This window comes from Aquipseudomonas guryensis (assembly GCF_014164785.1).
GTDB classification, from domain to species: domain Bacteria; phylum Pseudomonadota; class Gammaproteobacteria; order Pseudomonadales; family Pseudomonadaceae; genus Aquipseudomonas; species Aquipseudomonas guryensis.
Window position 1 is genome coordinate 779,263 of record NZ_JACJFN010000002.1, and the last position, 20,862, is coordinate 800,124.

Annotated in this window: 13 protein-coding genes; 9 read left to right on the top strand and 4 right to left on the bottom strand. The window is 66.8% G+C overall.

Going from position 1 to position 20,862, the window contains the following annotated elements; genetic code table 11:
- The first annotated feature begins 1 nt into the window (after nt 1).
- The 9 genes from H3H45_RS11400 (at nt 2) to fhuB (ending at nt 15,215) form a co-directional block, all read left to right on the top strand.
- Complete coding sequence (locus H3H45_RS11400; RefSeq protein WP_182833831.1) at nt 2–370, top strand: GPW/gp25 family protein; 369 nt, start codon at nt 2–4, stop codon at nt 368–370.
- Nucleotides 367–2,937, top strand: a complete 2,571-nt coding sequence (locus H3H45_RS11405) for a putative baseplate assembly protein (protein ID WP_182833832.1) — start codon at nt 367–369, stop codon at nt 2,935–2,937. Before H3H45_RS11400 ends, H3H45_RS11405 begins: the two co-directional genes overlap by 4 nt.
- Nucleotides 2,937–5,720: a putative baseplate assembly protein gene (locus H3H45_RS11410; protein WP_182833833.1), complete on the top strand. Its 2,784-nt coding sequence runs from the start codon at nt 2,937–2,939 to the stop codon at nt 5,718–5,720. Before H3H45_RS11405 ends, H3H45_RS11410 begins: the two co-directional genes overlap by 1 nt.
- The gene (locus H3H45_RS11415) at nt 5,717–7,795 is read left to right on the top strand and encodes a hypothetical protein (RefSeq protein ID WP_182833834.1); all 2,079 of its coding nucleotides are present in this window, start codon (nt 5,717–5,719) and stop codon (nt 7,793–7,795) included. The genes H3H45_RS11410 and H3H45_RS11415 overlap by 4 nt, the downstream gene beginning before the upstream one ends.
- A 9-nt stretch (nt 7,796–7,804) precedes the next feature.
- Nucleotides 7,805–10,972 carry a DUF6519 domain-containing protein gene (locus H3H45_RS11420; protein ID WP_182833835.1) on the top strand — a complete coding sequence of 1,056 codons (3,168 nt, stop codon included), beginning with the start codon at nt 7,805–7,807 and terminating at the stop codon, nt 10,970–10,972.
- Nucleotides 10,973–10,983: 11 nt separating this feature from the next.
- The gene (locus H3H45_RS11425; protein WP_182833836.1) at nt 10,984–11,478 is read left to right on the top strand and encodes a type IV pilus assembly protein FimV; all 495 of its coding nucleotides are present in this window, start codon (nt 10,984–10,986) and stop codon (nt 11,476–11,478) included.
- A gap of 100 nt (nt 11,479–11,578) precedes the next feature.
- Complete coding sequence (locus H3H45_RS11430) at nt 11,579–12,346, top strand: ATP-binding cassette domain-containing protein (protein WP_182833837.1); 768 nt, start codon at nt 11,579–11,581, stop codon at nt 12,344–12,346.
- Complete coding sequence (locus H3H45_RS11435; protein WP_182833838.1) at nt 12,346–13,203, top strand: ABC transporter substrate-binding protein; 858 nt, start codon at nt 12,346–12,348, stop codon at nt 13,201–13,203. Before H3H45_RS11430 ends, H3H45_RS11435 begins: the two co-directional genes overlap by 1 nt.
- The gene (gene fhuB / locus H3H45_RS11440; protein ID WP_182833839.1) at nt 13,200–15,215 is read left to right on the top strand and encodes a Fe(3+)-hydroxamate ABC transporter permease FhuB; all 2,016 of its coding nucleotides are present in this window, start codon (nt 13,200–13,202) and stop codon (nt 15,213–15,215) included. The genes H3H45_RS11435 and fhuB overlap by 4 nt, the downstream gene beginning before the upstream one ends.
- Nucleotides 15,216–15,381: 166 nt before the next feature.
- Here fhuB and fhuF read toward each other — a convergent pair whose 3' ends face one another.
- The 4 genes from fhuF to H3H45_RS11460 form a co-directional block, all read right to left on the bottom strand.
- The gene (gene fhuF / locus H3H45_RS11445; RefSeq protein ID WP_182833840.1) at nt 15,382–16,131 is read right to left on the bottom strand and encodes a siderophore-iron reductase FhuF; all 750 of its coding nucleotides are present in this window, start codon (nt 16,129–16,131) and stop codon (nt 15,382–15,384) included.
- A gap of 16 nt (nt 16,132–16,147) precedes the next feature.
- Nucleotides 16,148–17,446: a lysine N(6)-hydroxylase/L-ornithine N(5)-oxygenase family protein gene (locus H3H45_RS11450; protein WP_182833841.1), complete on the bottom strand. Its 1,299-nt coding sequence runs from the start codon at nt 17,444–17,446 to the stop codon at nt 16,148–16,150.
- A gap of 144 nt (nt 17,447–17,590) precedes the next feature.
- Complete coding sequence (locus H3H45_RS11455; RefSeq protein WP_182833842.1) at nt 17,591–18,589, bottom strand: GNAT family N-acetyltransferase; 999 nt, start codon at nt 18,587–18,589, stop codon at nt 17,591–17,593.
- Nucleotides 18,579–20,768 (bottom strand): TonB-dependent siderophore receptor, encoded by a 2,190-nt coding sequence (locus tag H3H45_RS11460; protein ID WP_182833843.1) that lies wholly within the window; start codon nt 20,766–20,768, stop codon nt 18,579–18,581. Before H3H45_RS11460 ends, H3H45_RS11455 begins: the two co-directional genes overlap by 11 nt.
- Between the last annotated feature and the right edge of the window lie 94 nt (nt 20,769–20,862).

Genomic DNA, 20,862 nt, shown 5'->3' on the forward strand with positions numbered 1-20,862 from the left:
CATGACCCAGCGTCTGCATTTTCCCTACGCCTTCGATGGCCACGGCCGCAGCCGCGAGGCCGATGAAGCCAACTGGATCCGTGGCCTGATCGAGCAGGTGCTGTTCACCGCGCCCGGCGAACGGGTGATGCGCCCGGACTTCGGCAGCGGCCTGCGCGAGCTGGTGTTTGCGCCCAACAGCCCGGAGCTGGCCGCCACCGTGCAGTTCCTCGTGCAAGGCGCGCTGCAGCAATGGCTGGCCGACCTGATCCAGGTCGAATCGGTGGAAGTCAGCGCCGTCGAGGCGCGCCTGGCGGTGCAGGTGCAGTACCGCATCCGCCGTACCAACCAGCGGCGTGAGGACAACTTCGTCCAGGGAGCGACGCCATGATCTACCACTGCTGCGAAGAGAACCGTCGGGCACTGGTGGATGCTCACCCCAGCCTCAACGGCATCGACTACCTGGAGGTGCTCGACCTCGACGCGCCGCCCGGCAGCCCGCGCCAGCGTACCCTGCTGGTCCGTCTGCTCAAGCCGGTGCCCGCCGGGTTGAGCGTAGACAACCTGCACATCAGCGGCGGCGAGCGTGTGCGCCGGGTGGGCATCGAGTGGCTCGGCATCGCCAGCGCGCCACCGGCCCAGGCCAACGCCGCCGAGCAGGCGCTGTTCCTCGCCCTGGTGGAGCCCGACCATGTGCTGGTGCTGCGCACCGACACCGATGGCGATCACTCCACCTACCACCTGCAGCTAGGCCAGGCCGGCTCCCTCGACACGCCGCTGGTGGATTTCGACCCGCGCCTGTCGAGCGTGGACTTCGCCTTCAAGGTCGAGTGCCCCAGCGATTTCGACTGCCGCCCACAACAGGACTGCGCCGAGCCCGTCACGCCAGCGCCGGACATCAACTATCTGGCCCGCGACTATGCCAGCCTGCGCCGCCTGGTCATGGATCGGTTGGCCCGGCAGATGCCCGGCTGGCGCGACCGCAGCCCGGCCGACCTGGCTACCACCCTGGGCGAGCTGATCGCCTATGTCGGCGACCTGCAGCACTACCAGCTCGACGCCGTCACCACCGAGGCCTACCTGCATACCGCGCGTAAACGCAGCAGCCTGCGCCGCCATGCCCTGCTGGTGGACTACCAACTGCACGAGGGCTGCAACGCCCGCGCCTGGCTGCATCTGCAGGTCAGCGGCGGGCCCTTCCCGATGCCGGACGGGCTGCGTTTTTACACCCGCGTGCCAGGCGTACCGCCGCGCATCCTCAGCGACTCGCCGGAGGAACGCCAGGCGCTGCAGAGCACGCCGCTGGTGTTCGAGCCGATGCAGCAAAGCACCCTCAACGAGGCGCACAACCGCCTGTTCTTCCACACCTGGAGCGACTCCCGCTGCTGCCTGGCGAGCGGCGCCACCCGGGCCACCCTGCGTGGCCATCTACCGGATCTGGCAGTGGGCGACGTGCTGGTGTTGCAAGAAGTGCTCGGCCCACTCACCGGCGAGGCGGCCGACGCCGATCCCGCGCGGCGCCATGCGGTGCGTTTGACCCAGGTGCGAGCCTTCGACGGCACGGACCCACTGCTCGACCCGCTGGACGACAGCGAAATTACCGAGATCGCCTGGCACGCCGACGACGCCCTGCCTTTTGCCCTGTGCATCTCCAGCGAAATTGACGAGGCCCACGGCAGCCTGCAGCTGGAAGATGTCAGCGTGGCGTTGGGCAATATCGTCCTGGTCGATCACGGCCGCAGCGTGATCGGCGAAGCATTGGGCAGCGTACCGGCGCCACGGATGCAGTACCCGGCCAGCGGCGGTGCCTGCCAGCGCGTGGCGCCGGAACCACTGCCGCCACGCTATCGCCCGTTGCTGGCCGAGGGCCCGGTGACCCACCGCGGCCGCGTCGTGCGGCGGGTGCTGGATGGCGGTCTGCTGCGCCGCGAGTGGGTGCTGTTCGACCCACAGGCCTCGGCCAGCAGCGCCCTGCACTGGCGCGCCGCCGACGCCATCCCCGACCTGCGCCTGGAAAGCGGCCTCGAGATCAGCCCTGAACACTGGAACGTGCAGCGCAACCTGCTGGACAGCAAGGCCGAGGACCGCCACTTCGTCGTCGAGGCCGAGAACGACGGCAACACTCACCTGCGCTTTGGCGACGACCGTCACGGCCGGCGTCCGGACAGTGGAATCGATTTTCGTGCCTATTACCGGGTCGGCAACGGCCCGGCCGGTAATGTCGGCGCGGCCAGCATCGCCCATGTGGTCAGCGCCGAGGCGCGCATCGAGGCGGTGAGCAACCCGCTGCCGGCCCACGGCGGCATCGCCGCGGAGAACCAGGCCGAGCTGCGCCGTGCGGCACCGCAGGCGTTCCGTACCCAGGAACGGGCAGTCACCCCGGCCGACTACGCCGAAGTCACCGAGCGCCTGGACGGTGTACAGCGCGCCGCCGCCGGGCTGCGCTGGACCGGCAGCTGGCACACGGTGTTCGTCACGGTCGATCGCAAGGGCGGCGAGCCGGTCGATGCACCGTTCGCCGAGAACGTGGTCGAGCACCTCGACCGCTACCGCATGGCCGGCCATGACCTGCGCGTCAACGAGCCGTTGAATGTGTCGCTGGAGATCGACCTGCTGGTCTGCGTCAAGGCCGGCTACTTCCGCAGCGATGTACGCCACGGCCTGCTCGAGGTGCTAGGTAGTCGCCAGCGCAGCGACGGCACGCGCGGTCTGTTCCACCCGGACAACTTCAGCTTCGGCCAGACCTTCTTCCTCAGCCCGCTGTACGCAGCGGCGCGCACCGTGCCCGGCGTGGCTGCGGTGCAGGTGACGCGCTTCCAACGCCAGGGCCAGGCCGATCCCAAACCGCTGGCCGATGGTTTCATGGCGCTCGGCCGCCTGGAAATCGTGCGCCTCGACAACGATCCCAATTTTCCGGAGCACGGCGTGCTGCGGCTCAACCTGCATGGAGGCAAGTGATGGTCAGCAAACCCGAGTGTGACTGCTGCACCGGCTTGGACGCCGACACCCCGCAGCGCATCGACAACCCACCGGGGCTGCCAGCGATCGACTATCGCATCGGCCGCCATGGCGACTTCATGGACAGCCTGCAGGCGCGCCTGTCCAGCGCCGAACATCCGGCCCTGGCCGCGTTCACCAGCCGCGAAACCAGCGACTTCACCCTGGCGCTGTCCGACGCCCTGGCCTGCTCGCTGGACGTGCTCGGCTTCTACACCGAGCGCTACGCCCAGGAGCACTATCTGCGCACCGCCACCGAGCAGCTCTCGGTGCGGCAAATGGCGCGCCTGATTGGCTACCGGCCGGCGCCGGGTGTGGCCGCCTCCACCCACCTGGCCTTCACCCTGCAGAGCGCGCCGGGCATGCCCAGCGAGCCAATCGTCATTCCGCGCGGCAGCAAGGTGCAGAGCGTGCCCGGCCAGGACGAGCAGGCACAGACCTTCGAGACCATTGCCCCGGCGCCGGCCCGCGCCGCCTGGAACGCCATCCCGGCCCAGGCCAGCCGCGCCTGGCGACCGCGCAAGGGCGATACCGAGCTGTGGCTGGCCGGGGTTCTTCACCAGTTGCAGGCGGGCGACGCCATTCTCATCGTCGGTGACGAGCGTCTCAGCGACCCTGGCAGCGAACGCTGGGATGTGCGCGTACTGGCCAAGGTCGAGGCGGACAGCGCGAACGGCCGCACCCGGCTGCTGTGGAATCACCCGCTGGGCAGCGGTTTCCCGGCCATGAGCCCGAGCGGCAGCGGCGCCCGGGTGTTCGCCCTGCGCCAGCGCACCGCGCTGTTCGGCCACAACGCGCCGGACCCGAATCTGTTTGGCCCGGACAACCCGCAGATCGGCCATCAGATCGACAAGAGCACCAGCAACAACTGGCGCTGGGCTAACTTCACAGTCGATCCGGCAGCCGTCGATCTGGACACCGACAACGCCAAGATCGTCGCCGGCAGCTGGTTCGCCCTGGTGTCCAACAACCCGGCCTATGGCAGCGCCGACCTGCCCGGCTATGTCGAGCTGTACCGCGCCACGCGAGTGATCCATCGCACCCGCAGCGCCTTTGCCCTGTCCGGCAAGATCACTCGCATCACCCCGGACACCAACGAAAACCTCAGCGCCACGACTTTCCCGCTGCGCCAGACCCTGGTGCTGGCCCAGAGCGAGGCGCTGGAGACGCTTGCCACGCCGCTGTTCCACCCGGCGTATGGCGATCTCCTCGAACTGGATCTGCGTGTCGACGGCCTGCAGCCGGGTCAGGCCCTGGCGCTGTCCGGCCGACGCCAGCGCATCGCCCTGCTGGCCAGCGGTCTGGCCCTGCAGCTCGATGAAGGCGGTAGCGTGGCGTTGGAACAGGACGACCAGCTGTTCATGCTGGCCCCGGCCGACCGCCTGTTCGGCAGCACCCCGGTGGCACTCGGCGCCGAGGAGTTCGCCGGGCTGCTCGGCAGCACTTCGGTCAACCTGCGCTTGCAGGTGCTGGACCGCGACGGGCGCAGCGGCCGCTTACAGGCCAAGGCCAGCCAGATTCGCCTGGCCGTGGGTCACAAGGACGATGTGCTGGTGCACCAGATCGCCTTTATCGGCGACACCGAGGACTCGCTCAGTCACGACCGCGACCGCACCAGCCTCAAGCTGCAGACGTCGCTGCAGCATGTGTTCGAGCGCGCCAGCCTGCGCATCAACGCCAACGTCGCTCCGGCCAGCCATGGCGAGACGGTTGAGGCGATTCTCGGCGACGGCAACGCAGCTCAGGCCAACCAGCGCTTCGCGCTCAACCAGGCGCCACTGACCTACCTCAGCGCGAGTACGCCCAGCGGGCGCGCCTCGACCCTGGAGCTGCGGATCAACGACGTGCTGTGGAGCGAGGCGCCGACCCTGTACCGCGTGGCGGCCAATGCGCGCAGCTACGAGACCAGCCAGGATGAGGCCGGCTACACCACCCTGCAGTTTGGCGACGGCAACGAAGGCGCGCGTCTGCCCAGCGGCCACAGCAACGTGCGTGTGCGCTACCGCAAGGGCCTCGGCGGTGCCGGCAACCTGGCCGCCGGCAAACTCACCACCCTGCTCTCGCGCCCGCTGGGTGTCGGCGAGGTGGTTAATCCGGTGCCGGCCAGTGGCGGCGAGGATGGCGAGTCGCTGGCCCAGGCCCGCGACAATGCACCGTTGACGGTACTGACCCTGGACCGCGCGGTGTCCATTACCGACTACGCCAACTTCGCCCGCGCCTTTGCCGGCATCGACAAGGCCCATGCCCTGTGGATTCCCAGTGGCCCGGCGCGCGGCGTGTTTCTCAGCCTGGCCGGCGCGCAAGGCGCGACGGTGGCCGAGGGCGACGCGGTGTATGCCTCGCTGCGCGCCGCGCTGCTGGCCTATGGCGACCCACTGGTGCCGCTGCGCATGGTCGGTTATGCCGATGCGCGTTTCCGTTGCCGCCTCGCGGTCAAGGTGCTGGCGGAATACGACGCCGAGCTGGTCCTGGGCCAGGTTGAGGCCGCGCTGCGCGAGCATTTCGGCTTCGCCAAGCGCGATTTCGGCCAGACCGTGTCGGTCGACGAACTGGCCGCCGTGGCCCACGCCGTCGCCGGTGTGCAGGCGGTGCAGGTCAGCCGCCTGTATCGCCAGGGCCAGCCGCCGGGCCTGGCTCCACGCCTGTATGCCGCGCTGCCGGTGGCCTCGCTCAGCGGCCTGCCGCAGGCGGCAGAGCTGCTGACCCTCGATGCTGCACCGCTGGAACTGGAGGTGCTGCCATGAGCCTGGACGCCCAATCATTGTTCGCCTTGCTGCCGGCCATTCATCGCATCCGCGACGCGGAACTGGCGGAGGCCGAAGGCTTCGAGCGCGGCCCGTTGGAAGAGTTGGTGGCCCTGCTGGCCGAACAGTTGGGCATCGCCGAGGAAGGCCTGGAACAGCTCTACGACGACCTGTTCATCGAGACCTGCGCCGACTGGGTAGTGCCCTACATCGGCGACCTGATCGGCTACCAGGGCCTGCACCAGGTGGTGCCCAAGGTCGCCAGCCCACGCGCTGAAGTCGCCCACACCATCGCCCTGCGTCGACGCAAAGGCACCGCCACCGTGCTGGAGCAATTGGCCCGCGACGTCACCGGCTGGGACGCCCGCGCGGTGGAGTACTTCCAGCGCCTGTGCGCCACCCAGTACATGAACCACCCGCGCCCGCAGGCGTTACAGGCCCCCGACCTGCGTCAGGAACAGGCACTGGAGTGGCTGGGCACAGCCTTCGAGACGGCCAACCGCAGCGTGGACGTGCGCCGCATCGAGACTGGTCGCGGCCGTCACAATATCCCCAATGTCGGCCTGCACCTGTGGCGCATCCAGGCCTACTCGCGCAGCCAGGCGCCCTGTCTGCGCGCCGGCCCGCGGCGCTACCGGGCCAGCCCGCTGGGCCACGACCTGGTGCTGTACAACAAATCGCGGGTGGAAGACGACATCGGCCATCTGGCCGAGCCGGACAACGTGCCCTGGCCACTGTCGCGCCGGCGCCTGGAGGCGCACCTGGCGCGCCATTACGGGGTGCGCGCCAACGCGGGCGCGCCGCTGGATAACCCGGCGCCGAGCCTGCAGCTGTGGGTCGACGACACGCTGATCGAACGCGAGCAGATCTGCATCTGCCACCTCGGCGACGACGGTGCTGGCTGGGCGCACACGCCACCAGCGGACGGCACCTATTCCATCGACCCGCTGCTGGGGCGCATCGCCCTGCCCGGCGACGCCCCAGACCCGGCCGAGGTGCAGCTGACCTGGCACGAAGGCTTCTCAGCCGATATCGGCGGCGGCGAATACGAGCGCGGCGCCGACCTGCCCACCCCGCCGGCTGATCGTCTGCTGGTGCGAGTGCCGGATGATCAGCCGACGTTGGTGGCGGCGTTGACCGAGATTGCCGGCGACGGTGTGGTGGAAATCACCGACAACGGCCGCTATGAGGAAGCGCTGGATATCCAGGTGGCGGCCGATGGAGCCGTGGAAATCCGCGCGCGCAACGGCCGCCGTCCGATCCTGGCACTCAGCCAGCTGAGCATCAGCGGTGCGGCAGACAGCGCCTGCCTGCTCAACGGTCTGCTGATCAGCGGCGCGCCACTGCAGGTAGCGGCCGGTGCCGGCAACCTACTGGCCCGCCTGGAGCTGGACCACTGCACCCTGGTGCCCGGAATCGCGCTGGATGCCAGCGGCCAACCGCTGCAGCCCACCAGTCCCAGCCTGCTGCTGGAGATCGCCAGTCTGCAGACGCGTATCTCGCGCAGCCTGGTCGGCGCCATTCGCGCGCATGAACACGCCGTGGTGCAGGCCAGCGACAGCCTGATCGACGCCACCGCCCGCGACGGCGTGGCCTTTGCCGCCATGGATGGCGAAGCACCGGGCGCCGCGCTGTCGCTGGATGCCTGCACGTTGATCGGCAAGCTGCATACCAGCGAGGTTGGGCTGATCTCCAACAGCATCCTTTTCGCCGCACTGGCACCAGCCGACAGCTGGGCAGTGCCGGTACGCGCCGAGCGCAAGCAGGTCGGTTGTGTGCGTTTCAGCTGGCTGCCGTTTAACTCGATACTGCCCCGCCGCCATCGCTGCCAGCCAGATTCCAGTGCGGCCGCGCGACACATCGCACCACGCTTCACCTCATTGCGCTATGGCACCCCGGCCTACGGCCAGCTCGCCACTTCCACGGCGGCAGAAATTCTCCTGGGCGCCGACGACGAGAGCGAGATGGGCGTATTCCACCAGCTGTATGGCGCACAGCGGGTCACCAACCTGCGCATCCGTCTCGCGGAATACCTGCGAGTCGGGCTGCGTGCCGGCATCTTTCACGAATCCTGAGGGAACATCATGAGCTTCGATCTGAGTCGAGTCCGCTTCGACGCCCGCCGTGACTTCCTCGGCGTGGTCATGCAACAGGGTCGGGTCCAGCTGGACGCGGACTGGAATGAATGGGTGGCGCAGCTGGCCCGGCGCATCCAGGCCGGCGCGCTGGATACCTTCGGCGGCAACGTGGTGCCACGCATCACCCCGGAAGGCTTCCGTATCGAGGCCGGCGGCGGCAGCTTCACCATCGGCGCCGGACGCATCTACGTGGACGGCCTGCTGGCAGAGAACCACGGCGCCGCGCCCAACGTCTGGGAGCCGCGCCTGGCCGAGCTGACCGGCAGCGCCGCGCTGGGTTACGCCAACCAGCCCTACTACCCCAATCCGCCGGTACTGCCCCAGGGCGGGCCGCACCTGGTGTATGTCGATGTCTGGCAGCGCGACGTCACCGCAGTAGAGGCCCCCGATCTGATCGAGAAGGCGGTCGGTGTGGACAGCACCGGGCGCCTGCAGACGGTGTGGCAAGTCAAGGTGCTGGCCAATGTCGGCAACAGCACCTGCGCCACCGAGGATGAGGATGTGCCGGGCTGGCAGGCCCTCATAGCGCCCTCGGCGGCGCGCCTGTCGACCCGTACCGGCGTGCCGAATTTCGAGCCCGACCCGTGCCAGGTGCCACCGGCAGCCGGCTATCGCGGGCTGGAAAACCAGCTGTATCGGGTCGAGGTGCACCGCGGCGGCACACTCGGTACGGCCACCTTCAAATGGTCGCGGGACAACGCCACGGTGGCCTCGCGGGTCAGCCATATCAACCCGGCGCGCGACCGCATCACCGTCGAGAGCATCGGCCGCGATGACGTGCTGCGCTTCCATGACGGCGACTGGGTCGAGGTGACTGACGACTGGCGCGAGCTGCACGGCCTGCCCGGCGAACTGCGGCGCATCCGGGTCGCCGGCGGCGTGGACGAAAGCGCGCGGACCCTGCAGTTCGACCTGGCGCTGCCCGCCGGCATGTTCCCCACCAACGCCCAGCAAGCCACCCAGGCCGCGCGCAACACCCGCGTGCGCCGCTGGGACCAGGCCGGCCTGGTGCGCCGCGAAAACGGCACCCAGGTACTGGACCTCAACGCCCCGGGCGCCGCGGGCGACATCGTCATTCCCGCCGTGGGCACCCGCCTGTTCCTCGAACACGGCATCCTGGTCGAGTTCGCCCTGGACCCGGCTGGTGGCCAGTTCACGACGGGCGACTACTGGGTATTCGCCGCGCGCACCGTGGATGCCAGCATCGAGGAGCTGAACCTGGCCCCGCCGCTGGGCATCCACCACCATTACGCGCGCCTGGCGATGGTCAACTTTCCCGACACCGAGACCGACTGCCGCGTGCTGTGGCCGCCAATTGCCGAGGGCGAAGGCTGCGACTGCACCGTATGCGTCAGCGCTGAGGGGCACAACAGCGGCGTGGCCACCATCCAGCAGGCCATCGACGCGATCAAGGATGTCGGCGGCACCATCTGCCTCGGCATCGGCACTTACAACCTGCGCGAAACGCTGACCGTGGACGACGCCAACTCCCTGCGCATTCGCGGCCAGGGCTGGGGCAGCCTGCTGGTCGGCAGCCAGCCCGGCAGCGTGATCGACATCAGTGCCAGCAATGGCGTGGCCCTGGAGAACCTCAGCCTGATCGCCTCGACCAGCACGTCCAGCACCACGGCGGCGCTGCGTGCGCGCAACACGGTCGACCTGCGCGCCGAGCACATCAACGTGCTGTGCCTGGCCACGGGCGAAGGCACCAGCGCAGCCATCAGCCTGGGCAGCAACATGCTCGGCGTGAGCATCGACGACTGCGCCCTGGTGGCCGAGCGTGGCATCGTCCGCACCGGCGAGTACCTGCTCAGCGCCGAACTGCGGGTGACGCGCAACCTGTTCTTCTGCAGCCAGCGCGCCATCAATCTGGACGGCATCAGCCTGCACTACGGCAACACGCGGATCGACGGCAACCTGATGATCACCGGTGGGCAAACGGCGCTGGTGGCGACCGGCGCGGTGCTGCCGGGCTCGCCGTTCACCATCGCCGACAACGTCATCTACACCCAGGGCGACGGCATCCGCGCCGGGGTAGATGGCCTGCGCATCCGCGATAACGAGATCAGCGGCGCGGGCGAAGGCAGCGGCGACGGCATCGTGCTGGAGGAAGGCCTCGACCCGCAGGGCGTGAGCGACGTGCGTATCGAGGGCAATCGTCTGAGCCAACTGCAGGGCAACGCCATCCTCATCCACCAGCATCTGGACAACGCCAGCATCGCCGGCAACCTGATCGAGAACATCGGCATAGGCGCTCTGGTGATGGGCGAAGGCGGCTCGGCCACCACCCTGGGCGTGACCGGCAATCGCTGCCGCCAGTTGGGCCTGGCAGCCAATGTCGATGGCAGCGCCTTTGCCGCGGTGCAGCTGATCCGCGTACAGCGCGGCGACTTCTGCGACAACCTGATCGCCGAGGTGGCGCGCGACGCCGTGATCTCACCGGCCATCGCCGGCCTGCGCGCGGCGGCGGTCGGCCAGCTGCGGGTGGTGGGCAATCGCTTCCTCGGCATCGGCCCCGATCGCAGCAGCGGCGAGATGGTCGCCATCCAGGTTCTGCCACCCTTCGAGCGCTGCGTGGTCGAAGGCAACCATGTCGACCGGGTCGGCGACGACGAGCAGCAGAAACCGGTCAACGCCATCTGGCGTGCGATTCAGATCGCTCCAGCAGTGATCGGCGGCCCGGCCAATTTCAGCGTCGCCTACATGGTGCCCGCGCCGGAAAGCGCCTACCTGCTCAGCGCCAACCGCGCCTATGCACTCGCGCGCCATCCGGCCGACCTGGCGATCCAGAACAATCGCCTGCGCGCGCACCTGAGCAGTGTGCCGCTCAACCTTTGCGCCAGCCTCGAGCATTGCCTGTTCGCCGGCAACCATTGCGAGACGCTGGGCGCCGCCAATGACGGCGCGCAATCCGGCGAGTTGCAGGCTCGTACCCTCAACGCCAGCAACAACCGTCTGCGTGGCCAGGGCGACCACGACACGCTGCACTTGCACCCGGACCCGCAGGTCAAACGGGCCATCGTCATCGGCAACACCAGCACCGGCAATATCCGGGTCATCAGCGGCGCGCCCATCCCCAACGACATGGCGCTGACCAACATCATTGGCTTCTAGGAGAGCAGGACATGGCCGTCACCACCTTTCGCGGCGAAAAGAACCTCGGCGAGCTGGCCGACAAGCTGTTCCTGCGCCTCACTCCGCGCCAGCGCGAGAAGGTCGAAGGCGCGCTGCTGCAGGCCAACCCGCAGCTGGAGAAGATGACCAGCCTGCGTGCCGGCACCCTGCTCAAGGTGCCGGACCTGCCGGAGCTGCGCGCCAAGGCCAATCGCGCCGGCGGCAAGCCGGACGACCAGGTGGCCGACCACCTGAGCAACGAGCTGCAGGCCTTCGCCCGCCTCCTGGGCCCGCGCTTCGCCGCTGCGCAGGAAGCGGTGGCGCAAAACGCCGCCGTCCTGGCGGAGCCGGAACTGAACCGGGTGATCGCCAAGGAACGGCCGCTGCGCGACCTGGCGAAGGAAATCGGCACGCTCAACGAGCGACGTAAACAGGAGCTGGAGGAACGCCAGCAGGCTCTGACTGCTGCCATCAAACAGATGCAGGGCGATCTGCAGAAGCGCTGAGTCGGCGCCATCTCGTCAGGAACTAATTGCGTTTGCAAGGGATTATCATTTTGGCTAAAGTCGCCGGCTTCGGTATAGCCAGGCTCGCCAAGGATTGTCCATGTTCCGACTCGATGCGGTCAGCTTCAGCCTGCCGGAGCGTACCCTCCTGCATCCGCTGTCGCTCGATATCCCGCAAGGCCAGATGGTCGGCCTGATCGGCCATAACGGCTCCGGCAAATCCACCCTGTTGAAGATGCTTGCTCGCCAGCAGCCGGCCAGTTCTGGCCAGCTGCTGCTCGACGACCAGCCCCTGGCCGCCTGGAAGGACCGCGACTTCGCTCGCCAGGTGGCCTACCTGCCGCAGCAACTGCCGCCCGCTGATAGCCTGACGGTGCGCGAGCTGGTTGGCTTCGGTCGCTATCCCTGGCACGGCCTGCTCGGCCGCTTCGGCAGCGAGGACCACGCCAAGGTGCGCGAGGCCATGGCACTGACCGATACCGAGCGTTTCGCCGAACGCATGGTCGACAGCCTCTCCGGTGGCGAGCGCCAGCGCGTCTGGCTGGCCATGCTGCTGGCGCAGAACAGCCGCTACCTGCTGCTGGACGAGCCGACCTCGGCCCTCGACATCGCCCACCAGGTCGACGTGCTCGGCCTGGTGCATCAGCTCAGCCGCCAGTTGGGCCTGAGCGTGATCGTGGTGTTGCACGACATCAACATGGCCAGCCGTTACTGCGACCGCCTGATCGCCCTGCACAGCGGACGCCTGCTGCTGGACGGCAGTCCGGCAGAGCTGATGACCGACAGCAACCTGGAGGCCATCTACGGCCTGCCCATGCAGGTGCTCAGCCACCCGCGTGGCCAGCAACCCATTGCCGTGGTGGTGTGATGCGCTGGCTGCTCTGCATGCTCGCCCTGCTGGCGGCAATCGCCCAGGCCGACACTCGCCAGCCGCGCATCGCGGTGATCGACTGGGGCCTGACCGAAACCCTGCTCGGCCTGGGAGTGACGCCCATCGCCGTGGCGCAGACCGAGGGCTACCGGCGCTGGGTGCAGGCGCCCGAGCTGCCGGCGCAGGTGGTCGACCTCGGCCTGCGCATCGAGCCCAATCTGGAGCTGCTCAGCCAGCTCAAGCCGGACATGATTCTGATCACCCCGCAGTTCGCCGCCAGCCGCGCGCAGCTGGAGCGGGTGGCACCGGTGCACACGCTGGCCATCTACACCCCGGAAACCGAGGCCTATATCGGTGCCCAGCGGGTGACCCGCGAGCTGGCCGAACTGCTTGGGCGGCAGGCCGAAGGCGAAGCGATGATCGCCCGCATCGACGCCACTATGGCGCGGGTTCGCCAGCGGCTCGAACCCCAGGTGCTGCCGCCGTTCTATGTGCTGACCTTCCTCGACCAGCGCCACGTGCGCCTGTTCGGCAAGCAGAGCATCTACCAGGGCGTGCTCGATCGCGTCGGCCTGCATAACGCCTGGCAGGGCCCGACCAATTACTGGGGTTTCAGCCAGCAGGGTATCGACCGCCTGGCGGAGACGCCCGAGGCCGCCCTGCTCTACCTCAAACCCATGCCACCCGGCACCCAGGATGGTCTGGCCAGCAGCGCTTTGTGGAACCAGCTGCCGGCCGTGCGCGCGGGGCGTCTGTATGACCTACCGCCAGTCTGGAGCTTCAACGGCCTGATGGCCGCCGAGCGATTCGCCAACCTGCTGGAGGCGCGCCTGGCGCCGGAGAGCGTGCAATGACCGACCTGCTGGCCCAGGGGCCGTTACCCGTGCGCACTCGCCGCAGCTTTTCCAGTCACCCCGCCTGGCTGTGCTGCCTGTTGCTGCTCCTGACCCTTGGCCTGGCCTTTACCGACCTGGGCCAACGTCTGCCGAGCGGACAATGGCTGCAGGCCATGTTCGCCCCACAAGACGGCGATATGGCGCAACTGATCCTGCATTTCAGCTGGTTGCCACGCCTGTGCATGGCCCTGCTCTGCGGCGCCGTGCTGGCCTTGGCCGGCACCCTGATGCAGCAGGTGTTGCGCAACCCGCTGGCCTCGCCGACCACCCTGGGTGTGGCCAGCGGCGCCCAGCTCGGCCTGCTGGTGGCCACCTTATGGGCGCCCTGGCTACTGGATTTCGGCCGCGAATGGGTGGCCCTTGCTGGCGGCGGCCTGGCCTCCTTGCTGGTATTTGCCTTGGCTTGGCGGCGTGGCCTGGCGCCGCTGACACTGATCCTCGCCGGCCTGGTGGTGACGCTGTATCTGAGCGCACTCAACGTGACCCTGATGCTGGTCCAGCAGCAGGACCTCAACGCGGTGTTTATCTGGGGCTCCGGCTCGCTCAGCCAGAACAGCTGGAGCAGCGTGCAGTTCCTCGTGCCGCGCCTGGTCGTCGGCCTGCTGCTCCTGCTGCCGTTGCTGCGTCCGCTGGCCCTGCTGGAACTCGACGACAGCGGCGTGAAAAGCCTGGGCGTACCGCTGCGTTTCCTGCGCTTCGTCACCCTGACCCTGGCCGTGTACCTGGCTGCCTGTGTGGTCAGCACGGTGGGCGTGATCGGTTTCATCGGCCTGGCCGCCCCGGCGCTGGTACGCCTGCTCGGCGCGCGTACATTCGCCCAGCGCTTGTGCTGGGCGCCGCTGCTCGGCGGCCTGCTGCTGAGCGTCACCGATCTGGGTATCCAGCGCCTGGCCGGCAACCTCGCCGAACTGGTGCCCACCGGTGCCGCCACCGCCCTGCTCGGCGCGCCTCTGCTGCTCTGGCTGTTGCCACGCCTGCGCCTGGCCGGTGGCCAGCCGCACAGTGGCGACGGCCATCAGTTCAGCCGTCATCCATTCCCGGCCAGGCGCCTGCTGCCGTTGGCTGTGGCTTTGGCCTGCGCGCTGCTGATCGCCCTAGGTTTGGGTCGTGGCCTGGACGGTTGGCAATGGACTCTGGGCGACGCCACCCTGCTCGACTGGCGCTGGCCAAGAGTGATGGCCGCTGCTGCCGCCGGCTGCATGCTCGCCCTGGCCGGTTGCATGATCCAGCGCCTGACCGGCAACCCGATGTCCAGCCCCGAGGTGCTCGGCATCAGCGCAGGCGCCGCCCTGGGGCTGATCGCCCTGCTGTTCCTGCTGCCTTACTCCGGGCCGCTGGCCCAGTTGGCGCTGGGCGGACTGGGCGCCGGCCTGACCCTACTGCTGTTGCTCGGCTTGTCACGCCGCTCCGGCTTCGCTCCCGAGCGGGTGCTGCTGATCGGCATCAGCATCACCGCGCTATTCGACGCCCTGCAGGTGATCCTGTTGGCCGGCGGCGATCCACGCGGGCAGAACCTGCTGGGCTGGATGTCCGGCTCGACCTATTTCGTCGGCCCGCAGATGGCACTCTGGGTGCTGGTCTGCAGCCTGGTGCTGCTGGCTATCGCGCTGCCTTTCGGACGCTGGTTGGAACTGCTGCCGCTGGGCGATGGCACGCCGCGCGCCCTGGGCGTTCCGCTGGGGCGCAGTCGTTTCGTGCTGTTGCTGCTGGCCGCGCTGCTGACAGCCGGTGCCACCCTGATCGTCGGGCCGCTGAGCTTTATCGGCCTGCTGGCGCCGCACCTGGCGCGCCTGCTTGGCCTGGCCCGCGCCGTGCCGCAACTGCTCGGCGCAGCGCTGCTTGGTGCGCTGGTGATGGTGGCAGCGGATTGGCTGGGACGCACCCTGCTGTTCCCCGCGCAATTGCCTGCGGGGCTGCTGGCATCGCTGCTGGGTGGCGCCTACTTCATGCTGTGCCTGTATCGACGCTGAGGCTCTGAAGGCTGCTCGCTCGCCTTGTTGCCGGGATGTAATCCGGGAGCCGAGCCGCCTGTTTCCCGAATTGCATCCGGGCTACGACTGAAAGCTATTCGCCAGCAGAAACTCGCTCCTACGCAAACCAATCATGCTGGCGCGAGAGAACGGCTCGCGAACACCCTCAATCCAGCACGGCTACCCCGCCCGCCGGCGGCTCTTCCAGTAGCGGGCAGTTGTCGCACATTGCCATGCCCAGCTCGTTGCGGATGCAGCACAGCTTGCGCTGGCGCCAGGGCGCGCAGCCCTCGCCCTGGGGCACATAGCTGACCGGCTCGAACAGCGGGTTGCGCGTGCCGTCTGGGCGCAGCTTGCTTTCCAGCACCTCGAACCCCTGGGCCAGCATCGGCTTGGGGAACGGCAGGCCGCCAAGGGTCGACATGAACCACTCGAAGTAGTTGCCAGCGTTGCTCCACAGCACCCGCGCGGCGATCTTGCGATGAGCGCGCAGGGCGTCGATGAAGGGCAGCAGATTGTCGTCCAGGAGCCCGGAAAAACGCTCGAAACCGTTGGCCGGAGCGCTGCTCCAGCGCTCGCCGGCGTGCGGCAGCTTGAACGCCTCGGGCAGGCCATCGGCGCCGACCACCACCTGGATCTCGTCGAAATCCAGCGGCAGGCGCCAGTTGAGGATCAGCCCGGCAGCCAGAACCGGCGGAATCAGGCGCAGGAAGTAGTACTTGGACCACAGCGACATCAGCGCCCGGCGATCGCCTTCGGCGTGCTCGGGGGCGAAGCGCAGCATCTGCTCTTCCAGACGTTCGGCGCTGACAAACTCACGCCCGGACATTGCCGGGCGTGGGTCATCCGCAAGGGTAAGAACATCGCGGTAGTGGGCGAAAGGCCCTTGGAACAGCGGGGCAATGGCCGGGATCATCGGCCCCCCGCCTGGGTCAGGCGCATGCGCTGGCGACTCCTTGGGTGTGTCGGTGGCGGCGATCATCCAACAAAGCGTCGACCACTTCCTGTGAACGTATGGCCAGCACCGACAACAGCGTGTCGCTCAGGCCGTGACTGGACTCGCAGCAGCCCTGCAGATAGATACCTGCGCTCATGTGCGGCTGGCAGCACAGGCGATAGTCGCGCTCGACGCCCTCGTCCAGGTGCGCGGCCAATCCACCGAGCAGGCGCTTGTAGCCGTCGCGGCGATAGCCGGTGGCCAAGACCACGGCATCGTACAGACGCTCTTCCACGCCCTGCGGGCCGCTCAGGTTTAGGCGAATGCCCTCGGCGCCCGCCTCCACCGCTTCGATGCTGCGCTGCGTCAGCAGGCTGTGCGGCGCATGACCGGTGACCTTCTGCAGGTACAGACGGTGATAGATGCTCTCGATCAGGTCCAGGTTGACCACCGAGTAGTTGGTCTGCGCGTTGGCCTGGATGAACGCCTGGCGCTCCTCCGAGGACTGGCCGTAAACCACGTCGGTGTAGTCCGGATCGAAGATCTCGTTGACGAACGGGCTGTCGTCCGCCGGGCGCAGGGCCTGGCTGCGCATCACCAGCGAGACCTCGGCCTGCGGGTAACGGCCGCACAGGTCGGTGAAGATTTCCGCCGCGCTCTGCCCGGAACCCAGCACCGCCAGGCGCTTGGGCTCGCCACAGGCGTGGATACGCTCCAGGTAGCCCGACGAGTGCATCACACGCGAATCGCCCTTGAGCGGGCGGAACGCCTCGGGCACCACCGGCTCACCGCCGATGCTGACCACCAGGTTGCGGGTGATGCGCGCACGGGTGCGGCCGTCGGCCAGGCGCGAGATCACCTTGACCCGGGTCACTTCCCCGCCATCAAGCACCGGTTCGACAGCAATGACTTCCTCGCCGTAGTGCACGCGGTCGTTGAACTGGGCGGCGGCCCAACCCAGATAGTCGTTGTACTCCAGGCGCGACGGCGTGAAGGTGCCGACGTTGATAAAGGACGCCAGACGCCCTTTCTGGTGCAGATAGTTGACGAAGGTAAAGCGGCTGGCCGGGTTGCGCAGGGTAGCCAGATCCTTGAGGAAGGAAATCTGCATGCGGCTGTCTTCCAGGAGCATGCCACCGTGCCACTCGAAGGCCGGTTTCTTTTCCAGGAAGCAATAACGCAGACCGCCCTGCTCGCGCGTGCGGCGGTCTTCGTCGAGGGCCACGGCAATGGCCAGGTTGGCCGGGCCGAAGCCCAGTCCGATTACATCGTATTCCAGCGTTTCTATGCTCATGTCAGGCACCGATCCCGCAAATGGCTCGTGTGAAGGTCAAGTGGGTTCTATGGCGGAACGGCACTCGCCTTGCCCAACCTCATCAGTCAGTGGCCGCGTTAAGCGCGACTCATCTTGTGTATGCATACCAAGCGACAGTGCTTTCTAGGCCAGGGAACAGCGCTCGAAGAACACCTCGCGCGACTGGATCATCAGTGCCGCGCGCTTGTGGGGGAAATTGAATTCCTTGTCCTTGTGGTAACCCTGGGCCTGCATGTGGCCGATCATCCGGGCGTTGTCGGCCCGCGGTTCGGCGACAATGCGCTGGGTGCGTGGGTCGTCGAGCAACAGGTAATGGGTCAGTGCATTGAGCCAACTGGCCACCTTGTGCGGACCACGATGGTTTTCCTCGCCGACCAGCATGTGGATGCCACGGTCGTAGTCGTCTACCGCGTAGAACGGCGCGATGCGGTCTTCCTTGGCCCAGTAGGCTTCGTAATAGGCGAACGGCTGATCGTCGAAGCAGCCGATCAGGGGCAGTACGCGCGGATCGTCGAGCAGTTCCTGCAGGTAGCGGCGGTGCTTGTCCAGATCGCCCTCCTCCTGCCAGAACGCCGCCACCCGGGCACTGTTCTGCCAGCGGTTGAAGCGCGCGAGGTCCTCTTCGATATCTAACGTGCGCAGGGAAATCCACGCGCCTAGGTTGGCATCGAAGCGCCGATAGACTTCGCCGACAGGCTTGGGCGCGCGGCGCGGGTGACGCCGCCCGCTGGCGTGCATGACCATCTGCTGCGGGTAACCGGCATGGCTGACATTACGCAGGAACGGCCCCGGCAGTTGCCAGAACAGCGCTCGCTCGATGCGTAGCTCGTCACCTTCAGCGACCAGCAGGCCGCTGTTCAGCAACGCCGGATCGACCTGTTCCAGCTGCAGCGCCAGGCTCTGGCGCTGCGGCTCGTTGGCGAAGCACCAGTAGGCCAGCAGCCACAGCGCTTCGGCCTGGTCGGCCAGAGCCAGCTCCAACGGAACCAGCAACTCACCCTGACGTCGCGCACGCAGCAGTGCACGCTCGTCCAGGTGCAGCGCCAGGCTGGCACCATCGTCGCGGGTGCTAAGCTGCCGGCCATCAGGCAGCGGCAGCCGGGTCATGTTGTTAGAACTCATAGGTAGCACTGGCGATGATGTTGCGACGGTTGCCGTACCAGCAGTAGTAGTCACAGGCGGCGACGTACTCTTTGTCGGTCAGGTTGTTGGCGTTGAGCTGCAGGCGCACGTCCTGGATCTGGTAGCTGACCATGGCATCCAGCAGGGTGAAGGACGGTACTTCCAGGGTCTCGGTGTTGTCGCCGTAGCTGGAGCTGGTGTGGCGCACGCCACCCCCGAAAGCCAGACCATCGAGCGGGCCGCCGAGGACCTTGTAGTTGGCCCACAGCGAAGCCATTTCGTCGGCGACGTTGGCCGGGGCCTGGTCTTTCTCTGCCGGGTTTGTAGTCTTGGTGATTTCCGGGTCGAGCTTGGTATAGCTGGCGATCAGGCTGACGTTCTCAGTGACATTGGCCTGCGCCTCCAGTTCGATACCGCGACTGCGAACCTCGCCGAGCTGCACATAAGTGCCGGCGTTGTATTTTTTGACGTTCTCTTGTGTCAGCTCGAATACAGCTGCAGTGAACATCGCATCCAGACCCACTGGCTGGTACTTGATACCAATTTCCTTCTGGTTGCCGGTCTCTGGCTCGAAAGGTTTGTTCGGCGTGACCGTGGTATTCAGGTCGGTTACCGGCAGGAAGAATTCCGAGTAGCTGGCATATGGAGTTACGCCATTGTCGAAGACGTAGGCAACGCCACCACTCCAGGTGAAGTCCTCGTCACGCACATTGTGGCCGACACCGGTGGTCTGGTTGTCGAAGTCGGTGCGAGACTTGTCGAAACGGCCGCCGAGCAGGAATACCCAGCTGTCGTATTTGAACTGCTCCTGAACGTAGTAGCCCATCTGGTCGGCGCGGGTGTCCTTGTCTTCCAGGGCGAAATCACCGATAGGCGCGTCATTACCGACCGGGACACCAAAGATCGGCGTGTTGTTACCGGGATTGAAAATATCCAGCGGCGGGATCACGCCAAAGTTCGGATAGCCGTTGGGGCTGCGATCCTGAATCTTCAGCTGCTGGTAGTCGAAACCAAGCAGTAAGGTGTTTTCCCAGCGATCACCGAACCAGTTGCCGAGCAGACGGTTGTCTACCGACAGGTTGTCGGCCTTGCCGTCGTTGTAGGTCAGACCACGGTTGATCACACGGTCGCTGAGGTTGCCGTAGTAGAACAGTTGGCGCAGTTCCAGATCCATGTGACCGTAGCGCAGGTTCTGCTGGAAGTCCCAGTTGTCGCTGAGGCGGTGGTTGAGCTCATAACCCAGGGTGTACTGGTCGCGCTCGAACGTCTCGTACTGGGGATTGCCAACGGCGGTATCGGTATCGATATCGCCATTCGGGTTGTGTTCGATAGTGCCGCTGGACGGCAGGAACTGCAGCTGCGGATCGGAGCGATCCTTCTGCATGCTGGCCAGCAGGGTCAGCGAGGTGTCGTCGTTGAAGTTGATGGTCATCGACGGCGCCAGCAGGATGCGTGCGGCGTCCACGTCGTCGACCTGGGTGCCGGTGTCGCGGCTCAGCGCGACTACGCGGTACAGCAGGTTGCCCTCTTCATCCAGCTTGCCGCCGACGTCGGCGTTGATCTGCTTGCGTTCGAAGCTGCCGTACTGCACACCGACTTCGTTGGTGCCTTCGGCGGTCGGGCGCTTGCTCTGCAGGTTGATCAGGCCACCCGGCGGGGTCTGGCCGTAGAGCACGGACGAAGCGCCCTTGAGCACTTCGATGCGCTCAAGCATGTAGGGATCGATCTGCCAGCTGTAGAAGGCACTGGAGTAGATGCGCGAACCATCCATGAACAAGCCGTTGTTGGCCTGTTTGAAGCCACGGATGATGAACCAGTCCTGCTTGTTGTCTTCGCCATAGAAACCAGCCTGCACGCCTGCGGAATATTGCAGGGCCTGGCTGATGGTCTGCACATTGCGATCTTCCATCTGCGCCTGGGTCACCACCGACACCGAGCGCGGGGTTTCACTCAGGGGCGTGTTGATCTTGGTGGCGCTGCGGCTGTTCTTCGCTACGTAGCCCTGGTCTTCGCCAACCGGGCTGTCCAGCTCACCGCTGATGTTGGTCGCACCCAGCTCCAACACTTGCTCTTCGGCCTGTGCAGTAAAGCAAACGGCGCTCAGCGCACAGGCCATGGCCAGTGGCAAACGTGCTTTGGCGAACGGCGCGCGGGCCAGGTGTTTCGACTGCTGTTCCATCAACTACTCCCCGTTAAATCAAATCAGAAGAATTCGCATTTAAACTATGTATCTCTACTAGACGAGCCAGCGCTGAGGAAATTTAGGAATTTCT